Source organism: Alteribacillus bidgolensis (assembly GCF_002886255.1).
Lineage (GTDB): Bacteria > Bacillota > Bacilli > Bacillales > Marinococcaceae > Alteribacillus > Alteribacillus bidgolensis.
Genome location: NZ_KZ614149.1, coordinates 3,423,178 through 3,446,344 on the forward strand (window position 1 = coordinate 3,423,178; position 23,167 = coordinate 3,446,344).

23 protein-coding genes are annotated in these 23,167 nt (G+C 39.0%); 14 read left to right on the forward strand and 9 right to left on the reverse strand.

The genetic code is table 11. The features are described 5' to 3' along the window. The first annotated feature begins 202 nt into the window (after window positions 1–202). The 7 genes from CEF16_RS16980 to CEF16_RS17015 all read left to right on the forward strand — a co-directional run bounded on the left by CEF16_RS16980 (window position 203) and on the right by CEF16_RS17015 (window position 8,001). Complete coding sequence (locus tag CEF16_RS16980) at window positions 203–877, forward strand: GntR family transcriptional regulator (protein WP_091588076.1); 675 nt, start codon at window positions 203–205, stop codon at window positions 875–877. Between the two features lie 4 nt (window positions 878–881). After that, window positions 882–2,036 (forward strand): LLM class flavin-dependent oxidoreductase, encoded by a 1,155-nt coding sequence (locus CEF16_RS16985; protein WP_091588074.1) that lies wholly within the window; start codon window positions 882–884, stop codon window positions 2,034–2,036. Window positions 2,037–2,057: 21 nt separating this feature from the next. Next, complete coding sequence (locus CEF16_RS16990) at window positions 2,058–2,636, forward strand: amino acid synthesis family protein (protein ID WP_091588072.1); 579 nt, start codon at window positions 2,058–2,060, stop codon at window positions 2,634–2,636. Further along, the gene (locus CEF16_RS16995) at window positions 2,636–3,430 is read left to right on the forward strand and encodes an alpha/beta fold hydrolase (protein ID WP_091588071.1); all 795 of its coding nucleotides are present in this window, start codon (window positions 2,636–2,638) and stop codon (window positions 3,428–3,430) included. The genes CEF16_RS16990 and CEF16_RS16995 overlap by 1 nt, the downstream gene beginning before the upstream one ends. Before the next feature lie 14 nt (window positions 3,431–3,444). Continuing rightward, window positions 3,445–4,935 (forward strand): aldehyde dehydrogenase, encoded by a 1,491-nt coding sequence (locus CEF16_RS17000; protein WP_245917903.1) that lies wholly within the window; start codon window positions 3,445–3,447, stop codon window positions 4,933–4,935. A 41-nt stretch (window positions 4,936–4,976) separates the two neighbouring features. Continuing rightward, window positions 4,977–5,975: a 3,4-dihydroxy-2-butanone-4-phosphate synthase gene (locus CEF16_RS17005; RefSeq protein WP_091588069.1), complete on the forward strand. Its 999-nt coding sequence runs from the start codon at window positions 4,977–4,979 to the stop codon at window positions 5,973–5,975. Between the two features lie 445 nt (window positions 5,976–6,420). Further along, complete coding sequence (locus CEF16_RS17015) at window positions 6,421–8,001, forward strand: BCCT family transporter (protein WP_091588067.1); 1,581 nt, start codon at window positions 6,421–6,423, stop codon at window positions 7,999–8,001. Window positions 8,002–8,562: 561 nt separating this feature from the next. Here the strand turns inward: CEF16_RS17015 and CEF16_RS17020 are convergent. From CEF16_RS17020 to CEF16_RS17030, 3 genes are all read right to left on the reverse strand, one after another. Next, window positions 8,563–8,913 carry a helix-turn-helix domain-containing protein gene (locus tag CEF16_RS17020; protein WP_091588065.1) on the reverse strand — a complete coding sequence of 117 codons (351 nt, stop codon included), beginning with the start codon at window positions 8,911–8,913 and terminating at the stop codon, window positions 8,563–8,565. Window positions 8,914–9,274: 361 nt separating this feature from the next. Further along, the gene (locus CEF16_RS17025; protein ID WP_170032025.1) at window positions 9,275–10,285 is read right to left on the reverse strand and encodes an acyltransferase family protein; all 1,011 of its coding nucleotides are present in this window, start codon (window positions 10,283–10,285) and stop codon (window positions 9,275–9,277) included. Window positions 10,286–10,418: 133 nt separating this feature from the next. Continuing rightward, window positions 10,419–11,294, reverse strand: coding sequence for a thermonuclease family protein (locus CEF16_RS17030; RefSeq protein WP_245917904.1), 876 nt, complete (start codon window positions 11,292–11,294; stop codon window positions 10,419–10,421). 149 nt (window positions 11,295–11,443) lie between these two features. Here CEF16_RS17030 and CEF16_RS17035 point away from each other — a divergent pair, with 149 nt between their 5' ends. The 3 genes from CEF16_RS17035 to CEF16_RS17045 all read left to right on the forward strand — a co-directional run bounded on the left by CEF16_RS17035 (window position 11,444) and on the right by CEF16_RS17045 (window position 14,269). Beyond that, entirely contained in the window at window positions 11,444–12,271 is an 828-nt protein-coding gene (locus tag CEF16_RS17035) for an MBL fold metallo-hydrolase (RefSeq protein ID WP_091588061.1), read from the forward strand. An 18-nt stretch (window positions 12,272–12,289) separates the two neighbouring features. Further along, window positions 12,290–13,375, forward strand: a complete 1,086-nt coding sequence (gene eutH / locus CEF16_RS17040; protein WP_091588059.1) for an ethanolamine utilization protein EutH — start codon at window positions 12,290–12,292, stop codon at window positions 13,373–13,375. A gap of 114 nt (window positions 13,376–13,489) precedes the next feature. Further along, the gene (locus CEF16_RS17045) at window positions 13,490–14,269 is read left to right on the forward strand and encodes a M15 family metallopeptidase (protein ID WP_091588057.1); all 780 of its coding nucleotides are present in this window, start codon (window positions 13,490–13,492) and stop codon (window positions 14,267–14,269) included. Between the two features lie 202 nt (window positions 14,270–14,471). Here the strand turns inward: CEF16_RS17045 and CEF16_RS17050 are convergent, their stop codons facing one another. Then, complete coding sequence (locus CEF16_RS17050) at window positions 14,472–15,152, reverse strand: phosphotransferase (RefSeq protein ID WP_091588055.1); 681 nt, start codon at window positions 15,150–15,152, stop codon at window positions 14,472–14,474. A gap of 156 nt (window positions 15,153–15,308) precedes the next feature. On the opposite strand from CEF16_RS17050, the gene CEF16_RS17055 reads away from it, so the two are divergent. Continuing rightward, window positions 15,309–15,593, forward strand: a complete 285-nt coding sequence (locus CEF16_RS17055) for an AMP-binding enzyme (RefSeq protein WP_245917906.1) — start codon at window positions 15,309–15,311, stop codon at window positions 15,591–15,593. 45 nt (window positions 15,594–15,638) lie between these two features. Next, window positions 15,639–16,403 (forward strand): SDR family NAD(P)-dependent oxidoreductase, encoded by a 765-nt coding sequence (locus CEF16_RS17060; RefSeq protein ID WP_091588054.1) that lies wholly within the window; start codon window positions 15,639–15,641, stop codon window positions 16,401–16,403. A gap of 125 nt (window positions 16,404–16,528) precedes the next feature. Here the strand turns inward: CEF16_RS17060 and CEF16_RS17065 are convergent, their stop codons facing one another. The 5 genes from CEF16_RS17065 to CEF16_RS17080 all read right to left on the reverse strand — a co-directional run bounded on the left by CEF16_RS17065 (window position 16,529) and on the right by CEF16_RS17080 (window position 20,515). Beyond that, window positions 16,529–16,969, reverse strand: a complete 441-nt coding sequence (locus CEF16_RS17065) for a TIGR00366 family protein (RefSeq protein ID WP_091588052.1) — start codon at window positions 16,967–16,969, stop codon at window positions 16,529–16,531. A 143-nt stretch (window positions 16,970–17,112) separates the two neighbouring features. Further along, window positions 17,113–17,823: an MFS transporter gene (locus tag CEF16_RS17070; protein ID WP_170032028.1), complete on the reverse strand. Its 711-nt coding sequence runs from the start codon at window positions 17,821–17,823 to the stop codon at window positions 17,113–17,115. A gap of 184 nt (window positions 17,824–18,007) precedes the next feature. After that, a complete protein-coding gene (gene cydS / locus CEF16_RS24940; protein WP_281259183.1) occupies window positions 18,008–18,136 on the reverse strand; it encodes a cytochrome bd oxidase small subunit CydS family protein in 129 nt (42 codons plus the stop codon). Window positions 18,137–18,152: 16 nt separating this feature from the next. Beyond that, complete coding sequence (locus tag CEF16_RS17075; protein WP_091588048.1) at window positions 18,153–19,166, reverse strand: cytochrome d ubiquinol oxidase subunit II; 1,014 nt, start codon at window positions 19,164–19,166, stop codon at window positions 18,153–18,155. Further along, window positions 19,163–20,515 (reverse strand): cytochrome ubiquinol oxidase subunit I, encoded by a 1,353-nt coding sequence (locus CEF16_RS17080; protein ID WP_425427997.1) that lies wholly within the window; start codon window positions 20,513–20,515, stop codon window positions 19,163–19,165. Before CEF16_RS17080 ends, CEF16_RS17075 begins: the two co-directional genes overlap by 4 nt. A 281-nt stretch (window positions 20,516–20,796) precedes the next feature. On the opposite strand from CEF16_RS17080, the gene CEF16_RS17085 reads away from it, so the two are divergent. Together CEF16_RS17085 and CEF16_RS17090 are read left to right on the forward strand one after the other, a co-directional pair. After that, complete coding sequence (locus CEF16_RS17085) at window positions 20,797–21,573, forward strand: alpha/beta fold hydrolase (protein WP_091588047.1); 777 nt, start codon at window positions 20,797–20,799, stop codon at window positions 21,571–21,573. Then, window positions 21,570–23,156: a UDP-N-acetylmuramoyl-tripeptide--D-alanyl-D-alanine ligase gene (locus CEF16_RS17090; RefSeq protein WP_091588045.1), complete on the forward strand. Its 1,587-nt coding sequence runs from the start codon at window positions 21,570–21,572 to the stop codon at window positions 23,154–23,156. The genes CEF16_RS17085 and CEF16_RS17090 overlap by 4 nt, the downstream gene beginning before the upstream one ends. The last annotated feature ends 11 nt before the right edge of the window (window positions 23,157–23,167 follow it).

Here is a 23,167-nt window from a genome sequence, read left to right on the forward strand (position 1 = left end):
ACCGGCATAAAAAGAAAATTAAGTATGAATTATGATGATAATAAGACGCGAAATGGGAAGTATTCCGAGAACATACAGTTCGCCCCTTTACTACTGGTTTGGATGGCAGAAGAGGTTTACTTAGCTCATCAATGGATTGAAAAGCAGTGAAAGTACGGGCAATACTTGGTTGATACCATAAGAGTAAAAATGAAAGAGGTGCATGAAAATAGCAATTTCAACAGCAAGTATTACGACACAAGTAACAGAGGAAATTAGAAATGCGATTGTTAAAGGAGAATATGAGCCAGGTAAAAAACTTTCCGAATCAGCGCTGTCAAAACATTATGGCGTCAGCCGGACGCCGGTTAGAGAAGCCTTAAAGCAATTAGAAAGAGAAGGATTAGTAGAAATCAGTCCTAGAGTCGGTACCCGTGTGACCAAACCAACGGAAAAAGAACTTAATGAGTTATTCACTGTCAAAGCGTCTTTAGAAGGGCTTGCAGCTGGTTTATTAGCTAAGAATCAAGAAGTAAGCAAAATTGATGCCATTGAAGAAGCAGTAAACCAAATGGAAAAAGCTGTAGAAACAAAAGATCATGATTTATTCGTGAAATCGAATAAATATTTCCATGAAGTCATATTAGAAGGGGCTGATAATTCAAAGCTGAGTTATTTATTGGAACTTCTACTCAATCAAATGCCGTATCAACGATATGTCTACTTAAGTATTGAGGTGCCTAATCGTTTAGAACAGTCTTTCTTGGAACACAAAAAGGTACTAACTGCCCTGAGGAAAGGGGACCCGAAAGAAGCGGAAGAAATGATGAGAGCCCATGTCGAAGCGAGCGGCAAGCAATTAAAAGAAGGTATAGCTCAAAAACTAATAAAGGGGTGATTTAATGAAATTCGGAATATTTGCTAACTTAACAGGAAGAGGGAGATTAAATGAGTTTAACAAGGTTTTAGAAGAAGCGAGAGAGCAAGCGGTTTATTGTGATGAAAACGGCTATGATTCTATTTGGTATACGGAGCATCACTTTGGCCATGAAGGGAATGAGTTAATACCAAACCCTATACTAATGGGGGCCGATACTGCTGCTAGAACGAAAAATATTAGAATTGGCCAAGCAGCAAATGTCATCACTTTTTGGCATCCGCTTCGTTTAGCAGAAGATTTAGCTATGTTGGATCAGCTGAGCGGCGGCCGGCTGGATATAGGGTTAGCTCGCGGACTGTATGGAAGAGAAGCTGCTAATTTAAATATTAATGCTGACCCTTCTAATCAAGAGTTAAATCGAAAGTTGTTTGAAGAAACTTTTGACGTATTAAAGAAAGCGCTATCAAGCAAATTTTTTTCACATAAAGGAGACTTCTATGAGTTCCCGCCTTCTGGACTAAAATGGAGTCATCCAATGAGCCCGCCCTCCGAAAAATTTATGGATATGGATAAAGAAGAAATCAATAAAATATCTGTTATCCCGAGTCCCGTCCAAACACCACACCCGCCGTTCTGGCAAACGATTGACTCGCCGCGCTCCATCCAGTCGGCAGCGAAAATTGGAAACAGGGGAATCTTTTGGATGCCTACCGTAAAAGAGTTAAAAAATCGATTCCAATTGTATAAAGACACTGCCTCTGAGGCGCAAGAACAAGACGTATCGCTCGGGGAAGGGATAGCGCTCGTCAGAGATGTTTACGTAGCAGATTCAATGGAGCAAGCAAGGAAAGAAGCGGGAGAAGCCGTATTAAACAATTACCGCTGGGTTTGTCATTGGAGAGGCCTGGGTAATTTACTAGACCCTGGCGAAGAATTGAAACCTGGTCAGGAATTAACCTATGATTTTCTCCATCCTCGTAATTTATTGTTTGGTACGCCTGAATATGTAGTAGAAAAAATTCAAGAGTTAAAAGAAGAATTAAATCTGCAGCATTTGCTGTTATGGGTGGATCACAATGGACTTGACCACGAGAAAAAGATGAGAAGTTTAAAACTTTTCACCGAAGAAGTTATGCCAAAATTCAAACAAGAAGCAATTTCAAGCACAAATATTTAAAATAAATAGGGGGAAATACACATGTTAGAAGTAAGAAAGGTATACACAGCAATTGAGGAGACACGTATGGAAGGTGGAAAGGACCTCAGCACGCCAATTAAAATTGTCGCTTCGATGGCGGTCATAAAAAATCCATGGGCCGGTCGAGGTTTTGTAGAGGATTTAAAGCCGGAAATTGATGAATATGCACCGGAGCTTGGAGAGCTATTAGTAGGTGAATTGCTGAATGCAGTAGGTTCTCCGGAAATGGTAGAAGCATTCGGAAAAGCGGGAGTTGTGGGTGTAGATGGAGAAATTGAGCATGCATCTGCTTTCATTCACACATTGAAATTTGGTAACAAATATAGAGATGCAGTAAAAGGGAAAAGCATTTTAAGTTTTACGAATAAGCGAGGCGGTGCTGGTACATCAATCACCATTCCGATGGTTCATAAAAACGACGAATCGAAACGATCCCATTACATTACTTTTGAGACAATGATCCCGGATGCACCACGTTCAGATGAGATCGTCGTTGTAATTGGAGCATCAACAGGAAGTCGTCCACATCCGCGCACAGGGGATAGACATACGGACATGAAGGAAATGGGGCTTATTTAATGCCGGTGCCAACCTTGAATAACGGAAAAACGCACTGGAAGGAAATAGGGAAAGGAGATCCTGTCATCTTCATACATGGTGTGGGAATGGACCACACCATGTGGGAAGAGCAATCTGATTATATGTCTTCCTATTACCGTGTCATTGTATACGACATGATCGGCCACGGATTATCCGAAAAGCCGGACAAAGAATACGAACTCATTGATTTTGTGAATCAGCTCCGAGACTTAATGGAACATTTATCGATTGAGAAGGCTCATATTATAGGATTTTCCATGGGTGGATTAGTAGCTCAGTTATTCGGCATTCAATATCCTAATAAAGCGAAAACACTTACATTTATGAACACTGTTGCCAACCGTACCGAAAAGCAGCAGAAAGCGGTATGGAGCCGGGTGAAACAGGTGGAGCAGGAAGGACATCAAGCGACGATTTACGTAGCGATCACACGCTGGTTCAATGAGAGTTACAGACAAAAGCATCCACATATGATTGAAAAAGTAAGGAAACGGTTGGAAAACAACGATCCAATTTCTTACTTAAGAGCGTATAAGGTGTTTGCGACGGCAGATCAAGAGGTTTGGCCGCAGTTAAGCAAAATAACTATCCCTACCTTAATTATGACGGGAGAAGAGGACGTCGGTTCTACACAGCAAATGGCGGAAGAAATGCATGAGAAATGTGCACAATCTGAACTTATTGTTGTACCGGAATATAAGCACATGCTTCCAATAGAGGGAAGAAAGTCGGTAAATAAAGCCCTTCACACGTTTATTGAACGACATAGTTAGGACGACAAAGGGGGATGAATGTGAGCGAATTAAAGAAATATAACATGTATATCGGAGGAGAATGGGTTCCTTCATCGGATCATCAATACTTTGAAAGTTTTAACCCGGCAACTGGTCAGCCGTGGTGCCAGATTGCTCAGGGAACAAAAGAAGATGTAGAGAAAGCGGTAAAAACAGCTCATGACGCATTTTTCAGTGACAAATGGGCTGATATGACATATACAGAGCGAGGACATTTACTAAGAAAATTGGCTGATTTACTAACGGAACATGTGAATGAACTTGCCGAATTTGAAACATTGGATAATGGTAAGTTGATTCGTGAAATGAAAGGCCAATTACATTACATGCCTGAATTTCTATATTACTACGCAGGGCTGGCGGATAAAATTCAAGGGGAAACGCTGCCCGTTGACAAAAAGAATATGTTTGTTTTTTCGGAAAGAGAACCTTTAGGTGTTGTCGCAGCTATTACTCCATGGAATTCTCCACTTTACCTCACTTTTATCAAGCTGGCGCCGGCATTAGTTGCTGGAAACACAATTGTCATTAAGCCATCTGAGCACACATCGGCTTCCATCCTTGAATTCGTAAAATTAGTTGAAAAAGCAGGCTTTCCAGCAGGAGTAGTCAATGTAATAACCGGGTTTGGCAAAGACGTTGGCGATCCTTTAACTTCGCACCCGCTTGTCAGTCGCATCGCTTTTACCGGTGGAGAGAAGACTGCACGAAATATAGTTAAAAATTCCTCAAATAACTTTGCACAATTATCATTGGAGTTAGGAGGAAAATCCCCTAACATCGTTTTTGATGATGCCAATTTATATAACGCCGCAATGGGAGCAATTGCTGGAATATTCGGAGCCACTGGCCAGAGCTGTGTTGCGGGGTCGCGAGTTTTTATCCACGAAATTGCTTATGAAGAGTTTATGGATATTCTTTTGACTCGTGTAAATAAAATAAAAATTGGTGATCCGATGTCAGCTGAATCGGAAATAGGTCCAGTAGCTACCTATCAACAGCTTCAAAACATTGAAAGGTATGTTGATTTAGGGAAAAAAGAAGGTGCGAAGCTGTTAACGGGCGGTAAAAGACCAATTCACATGAAAAACGGGTGGTACTTTGAGCCGACAGTTTTTGAACATTCCAATCACTCCTCTTGCATTATGAAAGAAGAAATATTTGGACCGGTTCTGAGTGTGATGACGTTTAAAGAAGAAACCGACGTGATCAACTTAGCCAATAGTACAGATTACGGTTTAGCTGCTGGTATTTGGACAAATGATATCGCAAAAGCACACCGCATTTCTAAACGTGTACGTGCCGGTATTGTCTGGGTTAATACGTATCGAGCCATTTCACCTATTGCTCCTATTGGCGGTTCTAAGCTTAGCGGTTATGGTCGAGAAGGTGGACTGGAATCGGTCCATGACTATACTCAAAAGAAAACTGTGTGGATCAACACTTCTTCTGAAACAATGTCTGATCCATTCGTAATGAGATAACTCACGGAAGTAGAATGAGTAGAGAGAGTGTGTGATATGATATGTCGTCTTTCAAAACAGCATACGATGAGCTTCAAACAGGACGTCTTATCGTTTTAGTGGATGATATAAACCACAATGTAAGTTATGTAACGGGACTTCTTGATAAAGTGACTCCGGAACAAGTTAATTTTATGATTAAGTTCGGGAAAGGACTCGTATATGCAGGCATTAATAAAAAACAGGCAGAAAGACTCGAGCTCCCTATTATGGCTGGTGATGGATGGCGGGATGGGAGTACAATATCTGTAGACTATTTCTCATCTTCCACGGGAATTTCTGTAAATGAAAGAGCAGTCACATTACAAGCATTGAACAGGGAGTCAGTAAGGCCGGAGCATTTTATTAGACCCGGCCACGTATTTCCCGTTGTTTATGCTGAGAATGGGCTGTTAGAACGCAGAAGTATTTTTGAAGCAGCTGCAGAGCTAGCTGGATACCATGGGAGTTTAGCAAACACGTTTATTTGTGAGCTGCTAAATAACAAGGGGGAAGTCGCAAGTTATCATGAAGTAATCTCTTTTTGTCAAACCCATGAGCTTTCTTATATAACAATGAGTACCATATTAAAAGAGAAAGGGAATCGTTCATTAACTAGATTTACTGTTGAATCCACTAAAATACCCTATGTTAATCATACCATTGGTTTTCCGAATATTAATTTAGGTCTGAAAAATCCCCTTCCTCCAATCCGTACAGGTGTCTATGGCATACGAGTAACGTGTGACCAGCAGACAGACATAGGTATTATGCATGTGAATGAAACAGAAGAAACCGAAAGCGGAAAAATTTTTGATATGTATGTAGAAAGCTCATTCTCGCAGGTATTGGCAAATAAAACAGTTTCTATCGAAGTGAATTTCTTTTTAAGACCGCTTAAGTTCTTCTCTTCCTCCTCGATTGATGACTTAGTTGTCATGTATAAAAAGGATGACGAGCAGGTAAGAAAATTCTTTCATTTCATTGCTCATGACAGGATAGAAGGAAGATTCGTTTTATGAAAGGAATTATGAAAGAAATTTATTTTATCCCGAATTGAAGTTCGTAAGGTTTTGTAATGAAAGTATGGCATTAACAGAGGAATATTTAATGTCATTGATGAGTGGTTTTATGAAAAGGGGGTGGTAAATATAGTGAAAAGAAGAAAACTGATAGTGGATTATTTTAGGATTTAAATCATTCCTCTCACGAGATTAAGTTTGGAAGCGGTGAAGTAAAAAGATCTCTCCAAGTATATATTGATAAACAAATGCCTGACGAGGGTATAGACAGTACATCTATACTGAAGATATAAGACGATGTACGTATTTACCTAAACTTTATCTTGTATGGTACATGGTACATTGGTTGAAATTTTTAAACTGTCTCCGTGAAAAATCCAATAATGGTGCCCCGGTAACTCGGTCAAGAATCACAGTATTTAAATTAAGTAGAGGGGGATAATCAGTGCAAAATTTTAATTGGAAAGAAAGGATCAATTGGACTGTATTTATTTTAAGCGGAGGACTGTTATTGTTGTTTGTTGTCATGTCCTTTTTGTTTACGGATGGAGTAGCTGCCTTTGTTAATTGGGGATTTGATAAGTCCATCACTTACTTTGGAGCTTTCTGGCAAGTTTTATTACTGGCTACCTTTGCTGTAGGAGCAGTGTTAGCTATTTCGAAGTACGGAAAAGTACGACTTGGAAATACCAGCAGGCCAAGTATGAGTTTTTTTAAATGGGCTTCTATTATAACTGTTTCCGGACTAGGAGCAGGAGGGATATTCTGGGCTGCAGCGGAACCGATGTATTATTTCATGGAAGTACCGCCCATGCATAATGGAATTACTGCTGGCACGGAAGAGGCAACGGATGTAGCCATGGCACAAAGCTTCATGTCGTGGGGGTTTACTGCTTGGGCTGTATACGGAGCGATTACCGCTATCATTATAATGTATGCTCACTATAACAAGGGGTTATCTTTAAAGCCCCGCACGCTTTTATATCCTATATTTGGAAAAAAAGTCGAACAAAATGCCTGGGGTGTTGCAACAGATGTATTTTGTATCATTGGTGCTGTAGCCGGGACCATAGGAACGATTGGATTTTTTGGATTCCAATTCAGTTATTGGATGCATGACTTATTTGGTATTCCTGATGTATTGCTTACGCAAATCCTAGCGGTAGGAGGGTTAATTACCCTTGTTACGATTTCCACAGTGACAGGTATTGAGAAAGGAATTCAGTTTTTAAGTCGTTTTAATGTTTGGTTTGCCATTGCTATCGGTGTAATTATGTTAATTATTGGTCCTGGTGGTTTTATTATTGATACATTTATATCATCCTACGGTACCTATGTGGAAGAATTTATGAATATTCACACATTTAGAGGAGATAATGGCTGGCTCGGGTTTTGGATGATATTTTTCTTTGGCTGGTTTATCGGGTTTGGCCCCCTCATGGCTATTTTAGTTGCGAGAATTTCAAGAGGACGGACAATTAGAGAAGTGTTTTTTGTAGTTTCAATTGTAACCGCTTTATCATCGAATGTGTGGTTCAGTACTTTAGGAGGGAGCGGTATCTTCTATGAACTCCAAAATACAGGATCTGTAAGTGAACCATTAATGGAGAATGGGCTGCCTGCAGCAATTATTGCTATTGCTGGTCAGTTACCAATGGGTGGATTAATGGCTATCGTTTTTCTCTTGTTAACAATCACTTTTGTAATTACAACCGCGGACTCTATGTCTTATTCAGTTTCTATGGCAGTGACTGGGGAAGGGGATCCCCCAAAAGGAGTTCGTATTTTCTGGGCTGTTTTAATGGGAGCTATTTCCGTTGTTTTGATCAATATCGGAGAAGGAAGCATTAGTGCCTTACAATCATTTATTGTAGTGACGGCTGTTCCTATTTCGATAATTATGTTACCGGTCTTATGGACAGCACCAAAATTAGCTAAAACAATGGCGATTGAGCAAGGGATTATCGAAAAAGAGAATACAAGTTATTCAAGTAACAACGTAAGTGAAAAAGTAGAAAATCTATAGGAAACGATAAATACTAGTAAAAGGAGAGAATAATCATATCATAATAATAAGGGAAGTGAAGGAGCTATAGAAATTCACACCTCATTTTGGATCGATACCAAATTAAATAGAGAAGACCTGTTGTACACAAACGAGCAGCAGGTCTTTTTTTGATTTCTATAATCGCGAGGCATCATCCTTATTATTAGGTGTTCTTCGAGGCTTTCTATTGTTACGTCGCAACCTATTATTTCAGCGCTTATCACAAGATTTGAGGAATCTGCAAAGTGCCTAAACGTATCAAAGAGGTGGTCATTTTGAGTGGAAGCCTATCTATTTGTTCTGGATCCATGGTACTGCTTAATCATAAAATGTTGTTATTCTTTTTCCACATAATATTAATTCGTTCGTTACGAATAATATTGAGTTAGATATTCGACAGCATTGTTATACCCATTTATATAGGAAAGTTAAGTTTTTGGGATGGATGAAATATTTCAGTGGAGTAATAGGAGAGGCAACAAAAGTAGGAAATTATATAGAATAAAATGGAATAATCGTGGCCTTCCTCTAATGCTCTGTTTATAAGTTATCGTATTTTTGCAGGTTCTCATGTTTTTCATTTTTTTTGTCTTCTAAAAATGCTTTAAAGTGTTCTTTTGATACGCCGGATTCCATTGCTTCTTTTAATACTTCAAGCCAAACGTCATCTAGTTCTGTTTCTTTTTCATCCACGCTTTGAGGCCCGAGCAAAGATTGAACAGAAATATTTAGTTCATGTGAGAGGTTTTCAAGACATTGAACAGAAGGGTAAGGATATTTATTTTCTTCTATTTTTTGAAGATGGGTGATAGAAGTTCCTGCTCGTTTTGCTAAATCAAACATGTACAGGTTCTGTCTCATGCGGTAATGAACTATTCTTTGACCAATCATATTTTCATCTCCTAATTGGTTACAACATTATTCATTTTTGGACAAGGGCAATATTTAATATTGTGGTATTTAAAGAACGGTTGTAAGAAAAAATACCTATTTGTATTTATAATACAACAAATTTTGTAAATGTAAATGCCTTTGTAATTAATAAACAAAAAATTAATAAACATTTAGTCCTGCAAAGGCTTTTACTTATTGATTCTTTAGACAACGAAAAGGTGTGAAATATTAACAAGTTTATAAACATGTTTGTATTATTAGTCAAACTCACTTGTTAAGTTAAAATAGCAAAAACCAAAAGCAAAAAGCACCCATACCGGGTGCTTTTTGGTCCGTGGCTCGAAAACTCCATTTCTAATTACTTTTTTGAAAAATAGGAGAATGGTTCAATCAACGGCTGTGTAACTTTTTTTACAATGGAAGAGGACAAAATAAATGTGAATATAATACATCCTAAGGCCAGGAGCATTACTTCAAATATGGTGTCCATGCCATCATAAAATTCTGTTTCACGCAAGTAGCGAAAAATGAAGCCATGAAGCAAATAAACATAAAGAGTACTTTTAGCATAAATAGACATTGGCTGTTTTTCTTGAGGAACGAATGCTAAAAAAGCAATGGAAATCGCAATAGTAGCCACATAAGCAAGCAATCTGTACGCGCTGCCGGCTGCAGCATTTTCAAATCCCATCGCTTGATACGATTCATTACCGTAAAACAACTCATATGGGATATCATAAGCATAAAAATAAAAAATAACAAATGATAATATAAATATTGCAGCTCCGATTATTTTTAGTCTGGCAAGTTGTAAAAACTCAAAATGATGTCGTTTCATGAAATACCCTGCCAAAAAGAAAGGAAAGAATACAATAGTACGAGATATACTAAACAAAGAGCTTGGTTCACCGAAACCAATGGCAACACCAAGTAAAATTGCTAAAATGATCATATACGGGCTGAATTTAAATAAGTGAATAATGAAATAAAAGGAAAACAACGTGAGCAGAAACCATAAAGACCAATGGGGTTCAAAAATTGGCACGTTCAATTGCTGCCCCATTATGTCATGGTAAAAAAACGAATAAATAACTTGAAAAATAATATAAGGCACAAGCAGCTTTTGGATCGGTTTCACAAATTCACGCTGGGCCACCGCTTTTTTTGCAAAGTATCCTGAAATAAAAAGAAATAATGGCATATGAAAACTAAAAAGAAGTAAATATACCCCCCTGCTGAATTGATGCCATTCGATAAGAGGCGTAATGGCATGGCTTATTACAACAAGAGCTATCAGTATAAATTTGGCATTGTCAAAAAAATAGTCCCTCTTTCCAGGCGTATAAAAAAGGGAGGAGGAAGTCGTCAAAATAATTCACCTGCCTCTGTCTAAAGCTCTTAGGCCAGTATAGACAGACACAACCCCTTGCCGCAACCCAAAAGCTTGTGTAAAACTATGGGTGAATTCTGAGGAAATATAGAAAACAGAGTCTCACGTTCTATTATCTTTGTGATTTACGATATCCTGATTCTTGGGCTTCTTGTTCTGTACAAAACATTTCCTCTGCTTTTGTTTGATCGTAATATTGCCCATCGGGTGTATGGTAAATAAGATCGCCATTCGAACTGTGATTCCCTTTTATGTGTGGATTCTCGCAATCCCTATGTTCAGGTGAGTTTTCTTTGTTCCTTTCCGCAGAGTTACTAACAGCATCAGGATGAAAACCTTCATCGGTTACGTAACCATCTTCACTCCAGATTCCTTTTTCTTTCTCTTTTGCTTCTTCCTCAATGTCTCGAAATTCATCTGCATATCTAGTGTTAGGTTCAATTATGTAAGCTACTCGTGCAAGTCCTTCTTCTAAGATCATTTTGTTATACATTTCATCCTCAACCCAAACATAGGCTAAAAAGCGGTCATAGTTGTCCCGGATAGAAGTGTCTATTTCAATTTCAACTTCCTTATTAACAGAAAGGTGCTCTTTTGCAAAGGCACTTGCTTCTTTTCCATACGGCTGTTCGGGTTCAGTGGGATGAACTGTTTCGGGTGTATCGATGAGGAGAAGACGAATCGTTTCTTCTGTCCCTTCCATATTTACTTTAATCGTATCTCCGTCTACCACTTCTGTCACAGTGGCAGAAATAGTGTCTTCAGGATGTGATATTTGTTTATCCGCAGATGAGTTAGCTGTTTGTTCATCCTGAATTTCTTCTTGCATAGATTGCTTAGTTTCGGGTGTCTGATCGATCGTAGATTTCTCAGCACATCCAGTAAGTATTAACAAAGCAGCAATAAAGAAAGAAGTAAACCTGTTTCCGAAAGATAAACGAAAGTGCACGTTCATATGAGCAATTTTATGTAAACAAATTAGCAGCATTTGTTATTATCCCCCCTCGCAATAGTAAAAGATATATACTTAAGGGGCAACCGTTTTCTACCTTCCCCAAATTAGACATAGCAGGAATATAGCAAAGTTTTCTAGAATATTACAAGTAGAGTCACCATGTTTGCAGAAAGGGTGGTAGAATGTCTGTTCAATACGAAGATCATTCCGTTACTATCTTTGAAAGCGCATTGCACCAAACGACTTCAACAGTTGCAGTAACAAAAGATGTCATAATAATAGTTGACCCCACTTGGCTTCCGGAAGAAATTCAAGCGATACAAAAACATGTAAATGAAAGAGATAGCGGCCAGCGCAAATATTTGCTTTTTACTCACTCCGATTTCGATCATATTATTGGATATAATGCTTTCCCAGAGGCAGTTACGATTGCTTCGAGAGGTTTTGCGGTAAGGTCTGGAAAAAAGGAAACAATTCAGGAAATAAAAGATTTTGACGACCAATATTATATACAACGTCCTTACCTGATTGATTACCCAAAAGTCGATATCATTATTGATTATGATGAACAAACCATAGATATAGGAGAAACATCTGTCACCTTTTATTTGGCTCCGGGGCACCAAGCTGATGGAGTATTTGCTGTTATAAACAATTTAAATGTTTTCATTGCCGGTGATTATTTAAGTGATATAGAATTTCCATTTATACACCATAATAGTGAAGCGTATAGCAGAACGCTTGATAAGGCTGAAAAGATCATTGGAGAAAAAGAGATAGGATTGCTCATTCCTGGACATGGAAAAGCAACGACGGATATAAAGGAAATGAAGGACAGACTTGAAGATTCCAGATGGTACATTGAAGCTTTGCGAAAAGAAGTAAGTGAAACAGGAAGCTATGATGTTCTGCAGGCATTTGTTGACAGCTTTTCTTTTTCACGATATCTCGGAGAAATGCATCAAGAAAATCTTCAGCAAATGAGAAAAGAAGAAAAGAAGAACAGCTAAAAAAGAAGGGTTATAACTATGCCGGAACTACAAGAGATAATACTATGGTTCCTTGCCGTTTTTATGGTAATCGGTGCAGTGGATAAAGTATTGGGAAATCGATATGGATACGGGGAAGCATTTGAAAGAGGATTTGCCTCGATTGGACCGATTGCCGTAGTTATGATCGGCATGATTTCTCTTGCTCCTGTCCTGGCGGAAATTCTTCGTCCAGTAGTAGTGCCTATCTTCCGATTTCTTGGTGCAGATCCGGCAATGTTCGCCACAAGTGTGCTAGCTCTTGATATGGGAGGATATGCCCTTGCAGAAGAATTGGCAGAAACAAAAGAATCTGCTAAGTTTGCCGGCATTTTGCTCGGTACAATGTTAGGACCTGCATTAACTTTCACTATACCGGTAGCCCTGACCATGATAAATAAAGAAGATCAAAATGCAATGGCAAAAGGAATGCTAGCTGGGATTGCAACAATTCCAATCGGTCTTTTGATTGGAGGTGCAGCAGCAGGATTTTCCTTACGACATATGTTAGCTGACCTTGTACCAATCATATTGTTTTCTATTCTTATTGTTATCGGTTTATGGCGTAAACCAACAATAATGGTAAGAGGATTTCAGCGGTTTGGAAAAGCTGTGGTGGCATTTACAACTTTTGCTACGGCAATTGTTATCATAGAAGCTTTAACCGGTTGGGCCCTTATACCAGGGATGAATCCATCAGAAGAAGGCATCCTTGTTGTTGGATCAATTGCTTTCATTTTGGCCGGAGCGTTTCCGCTCGTTCAATTTGTGAAAAATCACTGGAATGGTCAAAGCCTTCGATTAGGTGAACGCTTTTTTATGAATGAACCTGCTCTTTCAGGGTGGGTTTCTTCCTTTGCTCATGTAATACCGATGTTTGCGTTAGTTGAAGAAATGAAAGAAGAAGGAAAAGTGATGAACTTTGCTTTTACTGTCAGCGGAGCGTTCATTCTAGGAGGACACTTAGCATTTACGGCAGCAGTGGACAAAAATATGATCGTTCCGATGTTACTTGGGAAATTTTCAGGAGGAATATCAGCGATGGCTGTTGCTTACTGGATGATAAAGAAAGAGAAGACTCCATAAATCATACAATAGTAATAGATACCTTTGCCTTTTTTCTATGTGAAAAATATAATAGTATTCAGTACTGATATTATTCATCTTAGAACGCAGCGCTAGAAAGAAGGCATGTTATAAATGAAAAATTTTACAATTTTGGTTGCTTCAACTTTGATCATAACGGGCTGTTCTTCTAATACGGACTTTAACGGGGATAAAGAGAATACAGAGGAAGAAGAAGCGGAGCCTGTAGCAGGGGATGAGAATGAGAGCAGAGAAAAAGAGGAAGAAACAGATGAACAAGCGGTCGAAGCACCACAGTTAAATGAAAAAGGGGAACTTATGGAGCCAGAAAGTGAGCAGGTTCTCGTGAATAGAGAGTATCGTCTTCCTGAGGGATATGAACCTGAAGACCTGACAGTACCGGACATACCTTTTTCGTTTGAAGAAGATCATCCTAAAAAACAAATACGAGAACCCGCTGTTAAACCTTTAGAAGAACTCTTTGACGAGGCAAGCGAGGAAGGTCTCCAATTGTACGCTATATCCGGCTATCGTTCCTATGATCGTCAGGAAGCTATTTTTGCTGCAAATGTAGCGGAAGATGGAGAAAAAGAAGCAAATCAGTATAGTGCAAAGCCAGGACAGAGTGAGCACCAAAGCGGATTGGCCATGGATGTAAGTTCCCCTTCCGCTGATCTTGCCTTGACTGATGAATTTGGCGAGACACCAGAAGGTCAATGGCTCAAAGACAATGCCCATAGATTTGGGTTTATTATTCGCTATCCAGAAGATAAAACAGACATTACTGGTTTTCAATATGAACCGTGGCACCTTCGTTATGTAGGGAAGGAAGCTGCTGAGACGATGTATGAAAAGGATCAAACACTAGAAGAGTATTATGGTGTTGATGAGTAAAAAAGGGACTGTCTCTAGGAAGCTTAAGAGACAGTCCTTTCTTCCTGCGCTATGTGGAATAATTTGATTGGTTATATTTTTCTTGTACTTTAGAAATGTTTAACTTTGGTAAAGGATCAAGTATAAGTAAAACGACGTTTTCCACCATAGGGCTCGGCGGCAAGCCAGTTTTTCTAATCATTACATTAAAAAATAGCAGGCATTAGATGATCTCTTTATTTTTAGCCCTAACGGCTTGATTTAGTAAGTTACTGATCCCAATTCCTAATCTTGAAAATCTAGCATCCGATATTTCTCCTTTGTGCCAGCGGTAATAAATCTGCTGCAAAGTAACTGCAATTTTAAAAAAGGCAAAGCAAACATAATAATGTATATTATCTATATTCCGGCCGGTTTTTTTTGCATAAGCTTCTGCTGCATCACGGCGTGAATAAAACCCTTCTTTTTCTGCGAGAGATATGAGACCTGTTTCTGCGTCACCACGTTCTGTCCAATATGCCAGCGTTCCTGCAAAATCTGAAAGTGGATCACCTACAGTACATAATTCCCAGTCAAATACGCCGACAGCTTTTTCTGGGTTATCCTTAGCAAACATCATATTGTTTAGCTTAAAATCATTGTGCACAATAGAGTGCTCTGAATGAGATGGAATATTTGCGAGCAGCCATGGAATGATTTCTTGTACGGTGTCATTTCCCTCCACGATAGACCGTTCATAGCGTTTCAGCCAGCCTTCAATCGGTCTTTTTAAATATCCTTCCGGCTTACCTAAGGAGTCTGGCCCGTGCTGGCATATATCAATGTTATAAAGGCTGGGCTGCCAAAAAATAGTAGTTGAAGCTGGGGAAGACCTTAGTGACGGAGAAGTTGGTGAGCTTTGGATAAAAGGACCCTATGGTCGTTCAAGGTTATTGGAAAAATCAAGAAGAAGATAAGAAGTCATTTGAACACGGGTATTGGAAGTCTGGAGACATGGCTTATAAAGATGAAGATGATTTTGTTTACATTATGGATAGAAAGAAAGACATGATTAATAGAGGTGGAGAAAAAATATTTTCTGCTGAGGTGGAAAGTCTTATACGGTCATCCTTCTCTATTAGAATCAGCTATTGTAGGAATTCCAGATAAATTATTTGGGGAGCAGGTAAAAGCGTATGTAGTAATAAGAGACAATGTGAAGCCAAATGAAGAAGAAATCAAGGGGTTTTTAAAAGAAAGAATTGCAGATTATAAAGTACCTCAATACGTGGACTTTGTTCAAGAACTGCCTCGAAATCCAGGAGGAAAAGTTTTGAAAGACAAGCTTGTTCAAATGCATGGTTAAAGAAACAGTATTATCTGAATATTTAAAATCGTAGAGGGATAATCTATGAGCTTACCAATTTTTAATCTTACAGGTAAAACGGCTTTAATAACAGGAGGAAGTAAAGGAATAGGACTTGGTATGGCTAAAGCACTTGGAAAGGCAGGAGCAAATATAGTAATAGCTAGCAGGGGTGAAGAAGACCTTCAGAAAGCAGCAGAAGATATTCGTTCTTTTGGAGCAACTGTAAAGCAAAAGCAGACAGATGTGACAGATAAGAATAATGTAAACGACCTTATAGATTTCACGGTCCGCGAGTTTGGCTCATTAGATATTCTTGTAAACAACGCCGGTAGAAATATTAGAAAGAAACTTATCGATATTGAAGAAGACGATTGGAATAATGTTCTTGATACAAACTTAAAAGGGATTTTTCTGACTGGACAAGCTGCTGCTCATCAAATGATAACACAAAAAAGCGGAAAAATAATTAATATCTCCTCCATTTTCGGCAGAGTAGGAGGAAGTTTTCAAACAAGTTATGCAGCAAGCAAAGGAGGCATTAACCAACTGACGAAAGTTTGGGCAGATGAACTGTCTTTAGAAGGAATAAATGTGAATGCGATTGCACCTGCTTATATAAAAACACCGATGACACAAGGTTGGCTCTCTGATGAGAAACGATTCAATGAAATTGTTGATAAAACCATGATGAAAAGAGTGGGGGAGCTGAAAGATTTAGAAGGACCAGTTGTTTTTCTTGCCTCTGAAGCAGCTAGTTATGTAACGGGACAAATTCTTTATGTAGATGGCGGCTGGACAGCAAAATAATACAAAGAAGGTGAAACAAATGAACCTGCAAAAAAGTTTGAATCTGAAACTAGAATGGAAGAAAAAAACAATTTTATTTCGAAACTAGCTATTTACTGGTTTTGTCATAGCCAGTGCATAACTCATCACAAACGTCGTAATAATTTGAGCTGTAAATTCAAGTAATTGCCAAATGCGTAAAAAGGATACTGTAAAGCAAACTGCCCAATACTGCTTGAAGCTTTCATTAACCCATTACCTAATTCTCTTACATTTCCATAGAGCAGTAATGCTGCTGTTAGAAACATGAAGTTTACCGTGTTAAGGTCTAGTGTAAATCCGTTTGTTATAAAGTGATTTCCTAAATAGAAAAGCCCAAATAATCCCCCAAGCAGGACAATTCCTCTGCTTCTATCAAGTTTGTCATTAGGGCTCAATTGGTTAGAAGGTGTTTCATCTACTTGTACAGTGGTTTCTTTTAATAGTTCGGGATCTACTTGTATTCTTTGTTCTGGTTTCTTTGGGTGAATGAGTTTCATAATAAAAGGCAAAGTAATGAAAATAACGACGACTAACAATATGTTCATGATGGCAGCCTCATTAATCAGCTGGGGACTGGGCTTAGTTGTAGCAGGATCTGATCGAATAACACATCCGTTCCTGTAATATTTGAACCTAGTTGGAGCAGGATTGTGTATTTCATCCTAAGATGCTTGTGAGATAGTACATATTAATGAACTTCAGAAGGTTTAGGCTTTGATGCTGCCTGGTGTAACGTTTGGGGACGATTTTTAAAGGTGAATAGAAACAACGTGAGAGCTGCTACAGCTACCAAAACTAAGCATATATAAAGATTGGAAAAAATGATATTATCACCATGTTTTGATAAGGGATTTAAAGTAAGTGACACATTTTTAAATTCTAGAACAGCCCCAAATACCGCGCTGCTGACAGCTCCAGCCATAAAATTCAACAAGTTAAAAATCCCGATTCCAACCCCTGTTTCTCGCAGGGAAAGAATAGAAGATAAAATGTTTGCGGTGGAACTTTGGATAAGCGGAAATCCAATATAAGTGACGAGAAGAGCAAGAGCAACTACCCAAGGCGCATACCCGGCAAAGGTGGAGATGAGAAATGACCCGCCGCCTAATAAGCATAAAGATAGAATAACCACAAATTCACCACCACGGCGTTCGACGAGTTCTCCGCCCAATCTGCCAAGAAAACCAGCAATAATGGCTCCTGGGAACAGCACCATACCAATCCCTAAAGTGCTCATATCATATAATTGTCTCAACATAATAGGAATTACAAAAAGAAGTCCAAACAATACACTTGTACCCAGAAAACTAGTAAGTATGGTGACTGTGTAATACTTGTTTTTTAAAATGTCAGGACGGATAAAAGGTTCATTTGCTTTGATCGTTCTCCAAATAAACAAACCTGTAAATACAGCAAAAAGGAAAGGAAGAATGTATTTATGTAAAAAAAGCAGCAGTCCTTCACTCCAAAGGACGTACTGCTTTTTTTCTTAATACTTAGGGAAGTTTAAATTTGCTAAAGGATCAAAGCATAAGCAAAACTACGACTTCCGCCATAAGGATTCGGCGGAAAGCCAAGTTTTTCTAATCGTCAGCTGATTTATTTTCAAAATAATCTTTTCGCCGGCCGCCCCATAGGAAAACCCCTAGAACAGCCGCACCAAGTACTAAATGAGGAGCAATCATAATCAATATATAATCAAGGTCAAACATTTTTAACAGCTCCTTTTTATTTATTCCCCTGAATGTAGTCCGCATCAAACAAAAACAACCGCATTAACAGGTAAAGGGAAGGTATCAGTAAAAGCAGTCCGGCAAAAAAAGCCATAATTAATGCTATAGCCATCGTTTCATTTACAAAGCCATCATAAATGGTGAGATGAGGATATAACAAATATGGAAGGTGAGAGGCCCCATAACCGAACCAAGCACTGAAAAATTGCAGCATGACTAGAATAAAAGCTGTACCTAGGTGCCTTTTTTTATAAATGAAAAACATAGCTGCCAGAAAAAACAACAAGGATAAAATAAACATCCAGCTGATATCAAGCATACTGCTAAAATGTTCAGGGTTGTGATGACGTATTGCAAAGAAAATTAACACGCTTGCGAGTATTGTTGGGATCGACCAAAACAGTGTATACCGCCGGAAAAGCCAATAAGATGCAGCATCACCTGCTTTATAAGCATAATAAGTTAAAAAAGAAGCAGAAATAAACAAAACACTGACAATCGCTAAAAAAACAACACTCCAAGAATAACCGCTTGTTAAAAGCTCTCCAAGCATTAAAGTGACATTACCATTTGAAATATCAAGATAGCTTCCTTCGGAAATCGTCAGCACAATCGTAAAAGACGCGGGGATCAACAGCCCGCTCATTCCATAAAGAAAAGAATAGATTTTGCTGTCTTTTGAACCATACGTGTTAAAGGCATAATACGAACCGCGGATGGCAATAAGAACGATCGAAATACTTCCTGGAACCAACAGTGCGGTTCCGTAATAATAAGCAGTGTCTGGGAAGAAACCAATGATCCCGACAAAAAAGAAAACTAAAAAGACATTTGTAACTTCCCAAACTGGTGAAAGATAGCGTTGTATCAATTTGTTCACTTGATAATTTTTATGGGAGACCTTGTTGTAAAAGTGAAAGAAACCAGCGCCGAAATCAACCGATGCAACAATCAAGTAGCCATATAAGAAAAACCATAAGACGCTGATCCCAATAATTTCATAACTCATGTCCGCTCACCTCGATCTTCTACTCCTCTTTGCTCCAGTTCATGTGCAGCTGGGTTGTTATTAAACATTTTCTTAAGAACAATGGAGCAAGACAAACCGAGGATGGCATAAAGGCCGATAAACAGATAAAGCATAGCATCCACGTGATCAGATGTCGTTGCCCCTTCAGGAGTACGCATAATCCCATATAGAATCCAAGGCTGACGCCCGATTTCAGCAAACACCCAGCCAAGTTCAATCGCTAATATGGAAAGCGGTCCACCGGCAACAATGCTCCACAAAAGAACCTTACTATGCATAAGCTGCTGCTTTTTCCAGCTTAGGAGCAGGTATATCATCGAGACAAAGGCAAGATACATTCCTATGAAAACCATCCCATCGAAAAAATAATGAACGATAAGAGGCGGGGTATCTTCATCTGGAAATTGGTCCAGCCCAATTACTTCTGCTCCAGGAGTGCCATGTGCAAGAATACTTAATGCATATGGGATTTCCATTGCATACTTAATCTCTCCGTCATTTTCTAAATAACCTCCGAGAACAAGCGGGGCTTCTTCTTCTGTCTCAAAATGCCATTCAGCTGCTGCTAATTTTTCCGGCTGGTACTCAGCCAAGTATTTTCCGGAAAGGTCGCCAATAACCACGGTAGCAATTGAAAACACAAAGGCAGACATCATTGTTAAATGAAGAGCTTTTTTATGGTAAACATGTCTATCGCCTTTTAAGATCTTAAATGCCCCAATCATGCCAAGAACAAAAGCAGAAGTTAAGTAACAAGTGATAATGACGTGAGCTGTCTTTGTCGGGGTAGCCGGATTAAACATGGCTGCAATCGGATCAATGTCTGTAATTACACCATTCACCAGTTCAAAGCCTTGCGGTGCGTTCATAAAGGAATTAACCGTCGTTATAAAAAAAGCGGAAAAAGATGCGCCAATGACGACAGGAATAATCAACAAAAAGTGTTTCATTCTGCTTTTGAACCGGTCCCAAGTATATAAGTAGATCCCTAAAAAGATAGCTTCAAAGAAAAATGCAAAGACTTCCATAAACAATGGCAGCGAAATCGTCTGACCGGCAAGCTGCATAAAGTTAGGCCATAGTAAACTTAACTGCAGCCCAATTGCTGTACCTGTCACTACGCCTACTGCTACAGTCACGACAAATCCTCTGGCCCACCGGCGGGCAAGAAGACGGTAGTGCGGGTCATTTTTACGAATTCCCATCCATTCTGCTAGTGCAATCATTAAAGGTATGCCGACGCCGATTGTAGCAAATATAATGTGAAAACCGAGTGTAAGTCCTGTTAATATCCTGCTGTACACTGCTGGATCATATTCCATAAACATTAGGCATTCTCCCTTCACGAATGCAGTATATATATACTACCCGTGTTTTGCTTACAATAAAATAGAGTCCTTATGTGAAATATATCACAAACTGAAAGGTGTGAAAATAAAAAGGGGTGAGCATTTAATGAACGTTTATCGATTCACGAAACAGGACAAAAGAGACAATTCTCGTTTACTTTCTGATATGATAAGATATAGTGGTATTATTGTGTACAAAAACATCTATTTTTCATTTAATACTACATAAGAAGCTTTAAAAGAATAGGAGCGTTAATGTTGTGAACATCGATATAGACGGGGTGAAGGTAAATTACCATGTCTCCGGAGAAGGAGCAAGCGTGGTGCTTTTGCATGGATGGGGCGCTAATATTCAAGCTTTTGCCCCTGTTCATCAATCGTTAGAAAAACATTTTAAAGTATGGACGATTGACTTTCCGGGATTTGGGGAAAGTGAAGAACCACCCGAACCTTGGACGGTAGGGGATTATACAGAAATGCTTGGAAAGTTTCTGAGCAAATTAGAAATTGATCAACCCATTCTTGTTGGACATTCGTTTGGAGGCAGAGTCTCTATAAAATATGCTTCTTCGCACACTGTTCGAAAAGTGGTGTTAGTGGACAGTGCCGGGATTAAACCAAAACGAAAGTTGAAATATTACGTAAAAGTATATACCTATAAAGCTTTTAAAAAACTGTTGAAGCTGCCAATTATTAATAGGTACGAAGAAGAGATTTTAACAAAAGTTAAAGGGAAATTAGGTTCAGCAGATTATAAAAATGTCTCGGGTACGATGCAGCAGACAATGGTAAGGGTAGTAAATGAAGATTTACGCCACCATCTTCCTCATATTAAAGTTCCAACGCTGCTTGTGTGGGGGGAAAATGATGAAGCGACTCCTCTAGCAGATGGAAAATTGATGGAGGAAATGATTCCTGATGCGGGTCTTGTTATCTTAGAAAAGGCTGGTCACTATGCCTATTTGGATAAACTAAATCAATTTCTGATCGTGCTCGAATCTTTCCTTCAAAAGGATAAGGAGGGGCAAAGTTCATGATAGCTGTTTTAATCATATTCTTTTTAGCTGCCTGGAGCTATTATACAGCCAGGCTGATCAAGAAAAGTGCGCATATGCTTCAATTAAATTCTTACCGAAACGAACGGTTTTGGCGCTGGATGACTTCCAATTCAAGCCGGGTATTTCCTGCTCGCAACTACTTCCTGGCACTAGCGCTGCTCCCATTTTTGTTCGGAAGCTCTGTTTGGGCACTGCTTTTGGGAGCAGTTATTTTCGGGGCAATGGCGTTTGCAGTGAAAGAAGAGCAGGAAAAAAAGAAGCTTGTTATAACAGCAAGAGTGAAACGTTTGTTTATTACAACTGCTATCCTGTACGTAATCACAGCAGGTGTCGGATTGCTGCTAGGAACAGGAGAAGATGGTTCCCTTTTTTGGTTCGTTCTTTTAACCATTGCAGCAACCATGCTGACATACTTTTACACGATGGCAGCTAATGTATTAAACTGGCCGATTGAAAATCAAATTAATCAATACTACTTTCATGACGCTGAAAGAATTATTAAATCCATGCCTAATCTTGAAGTAATCGGGATAACAGGCAGTTATGGTAAAACAAGTACAAAACATATTTTAGAAACCGTTCTGTCTTCTCAGTTCAACGTGTTAATGACACCAGAAAGCTATAATACGAAAATGGGAGTTACTAGAACCATCCGTTCTATGCTTAAACCGTATCATGACATCTTTATTGCTGAAATGGGAGCAAAACAAGAGAATGATATTCAAGAAATATGCGAACTCGTTCATCAAAAATATGGGATCCTTACCGCTATTGGTGAACAGCATTTAGAAACATTTAAGACGTTAGAAAACATTAAAAAGACAAAGTTTGAATTGATAGAGACCCTTCCGCATGAAGGGACGGCTTTTCTAAACAAAGATGATAAAAACATCATGTCCTATGAGCAGCGCAACAAATGCCGGACAATTTTTTACGGGATTGAAGCGGTTGACCTTCATTATCGTGCAGCAGACATCCGTTATTCCTCAAAAGGTTCAGAGTTTATGGTATACAAATACGACGGCAGTACTGTGCAGATCCAAACCAAGCTGCTGGGACGTCATAACATCTATAATATTTTAGCAGCTATTGCTATCGGGTCGGAAAAAGGGATACCTCTAGAAAAGATAGCACGGGCGATTAAGAATGTTCAGCCAGTAGAGCATCGACTTGAACTGAAAAAAACTTCTGGAAACATAACCATTATTGATGACAGTTTTAATTCCAACCCTGTGGGGTCGCGCATGGCTCTTGAAGTACTAGGACAAATGCCTGAACACAAAATTTTAGTTACACCTGGAATGATAGAGCTAGGGGAAAAAGAATACGAATTAAATAAAGCATTTGCTGAATATGCGGCAGAAGTATGTGACTTTGTCATACTAGTTGGGAAAAAACAAACTCGTCCATTACAGGATGGTTTGGTTGAAAAAGGATACCCTGAAGACCAATATTATGTTGCGGCTAATCTTCAGGATGCGTTGGATAAAATGAACCAAGCGGCCGTAAAAAAATCGGTGGTACTGTTGGAAAATGATTTACCGGATACTTTTAATGAGTGAGGAAGAGAGGG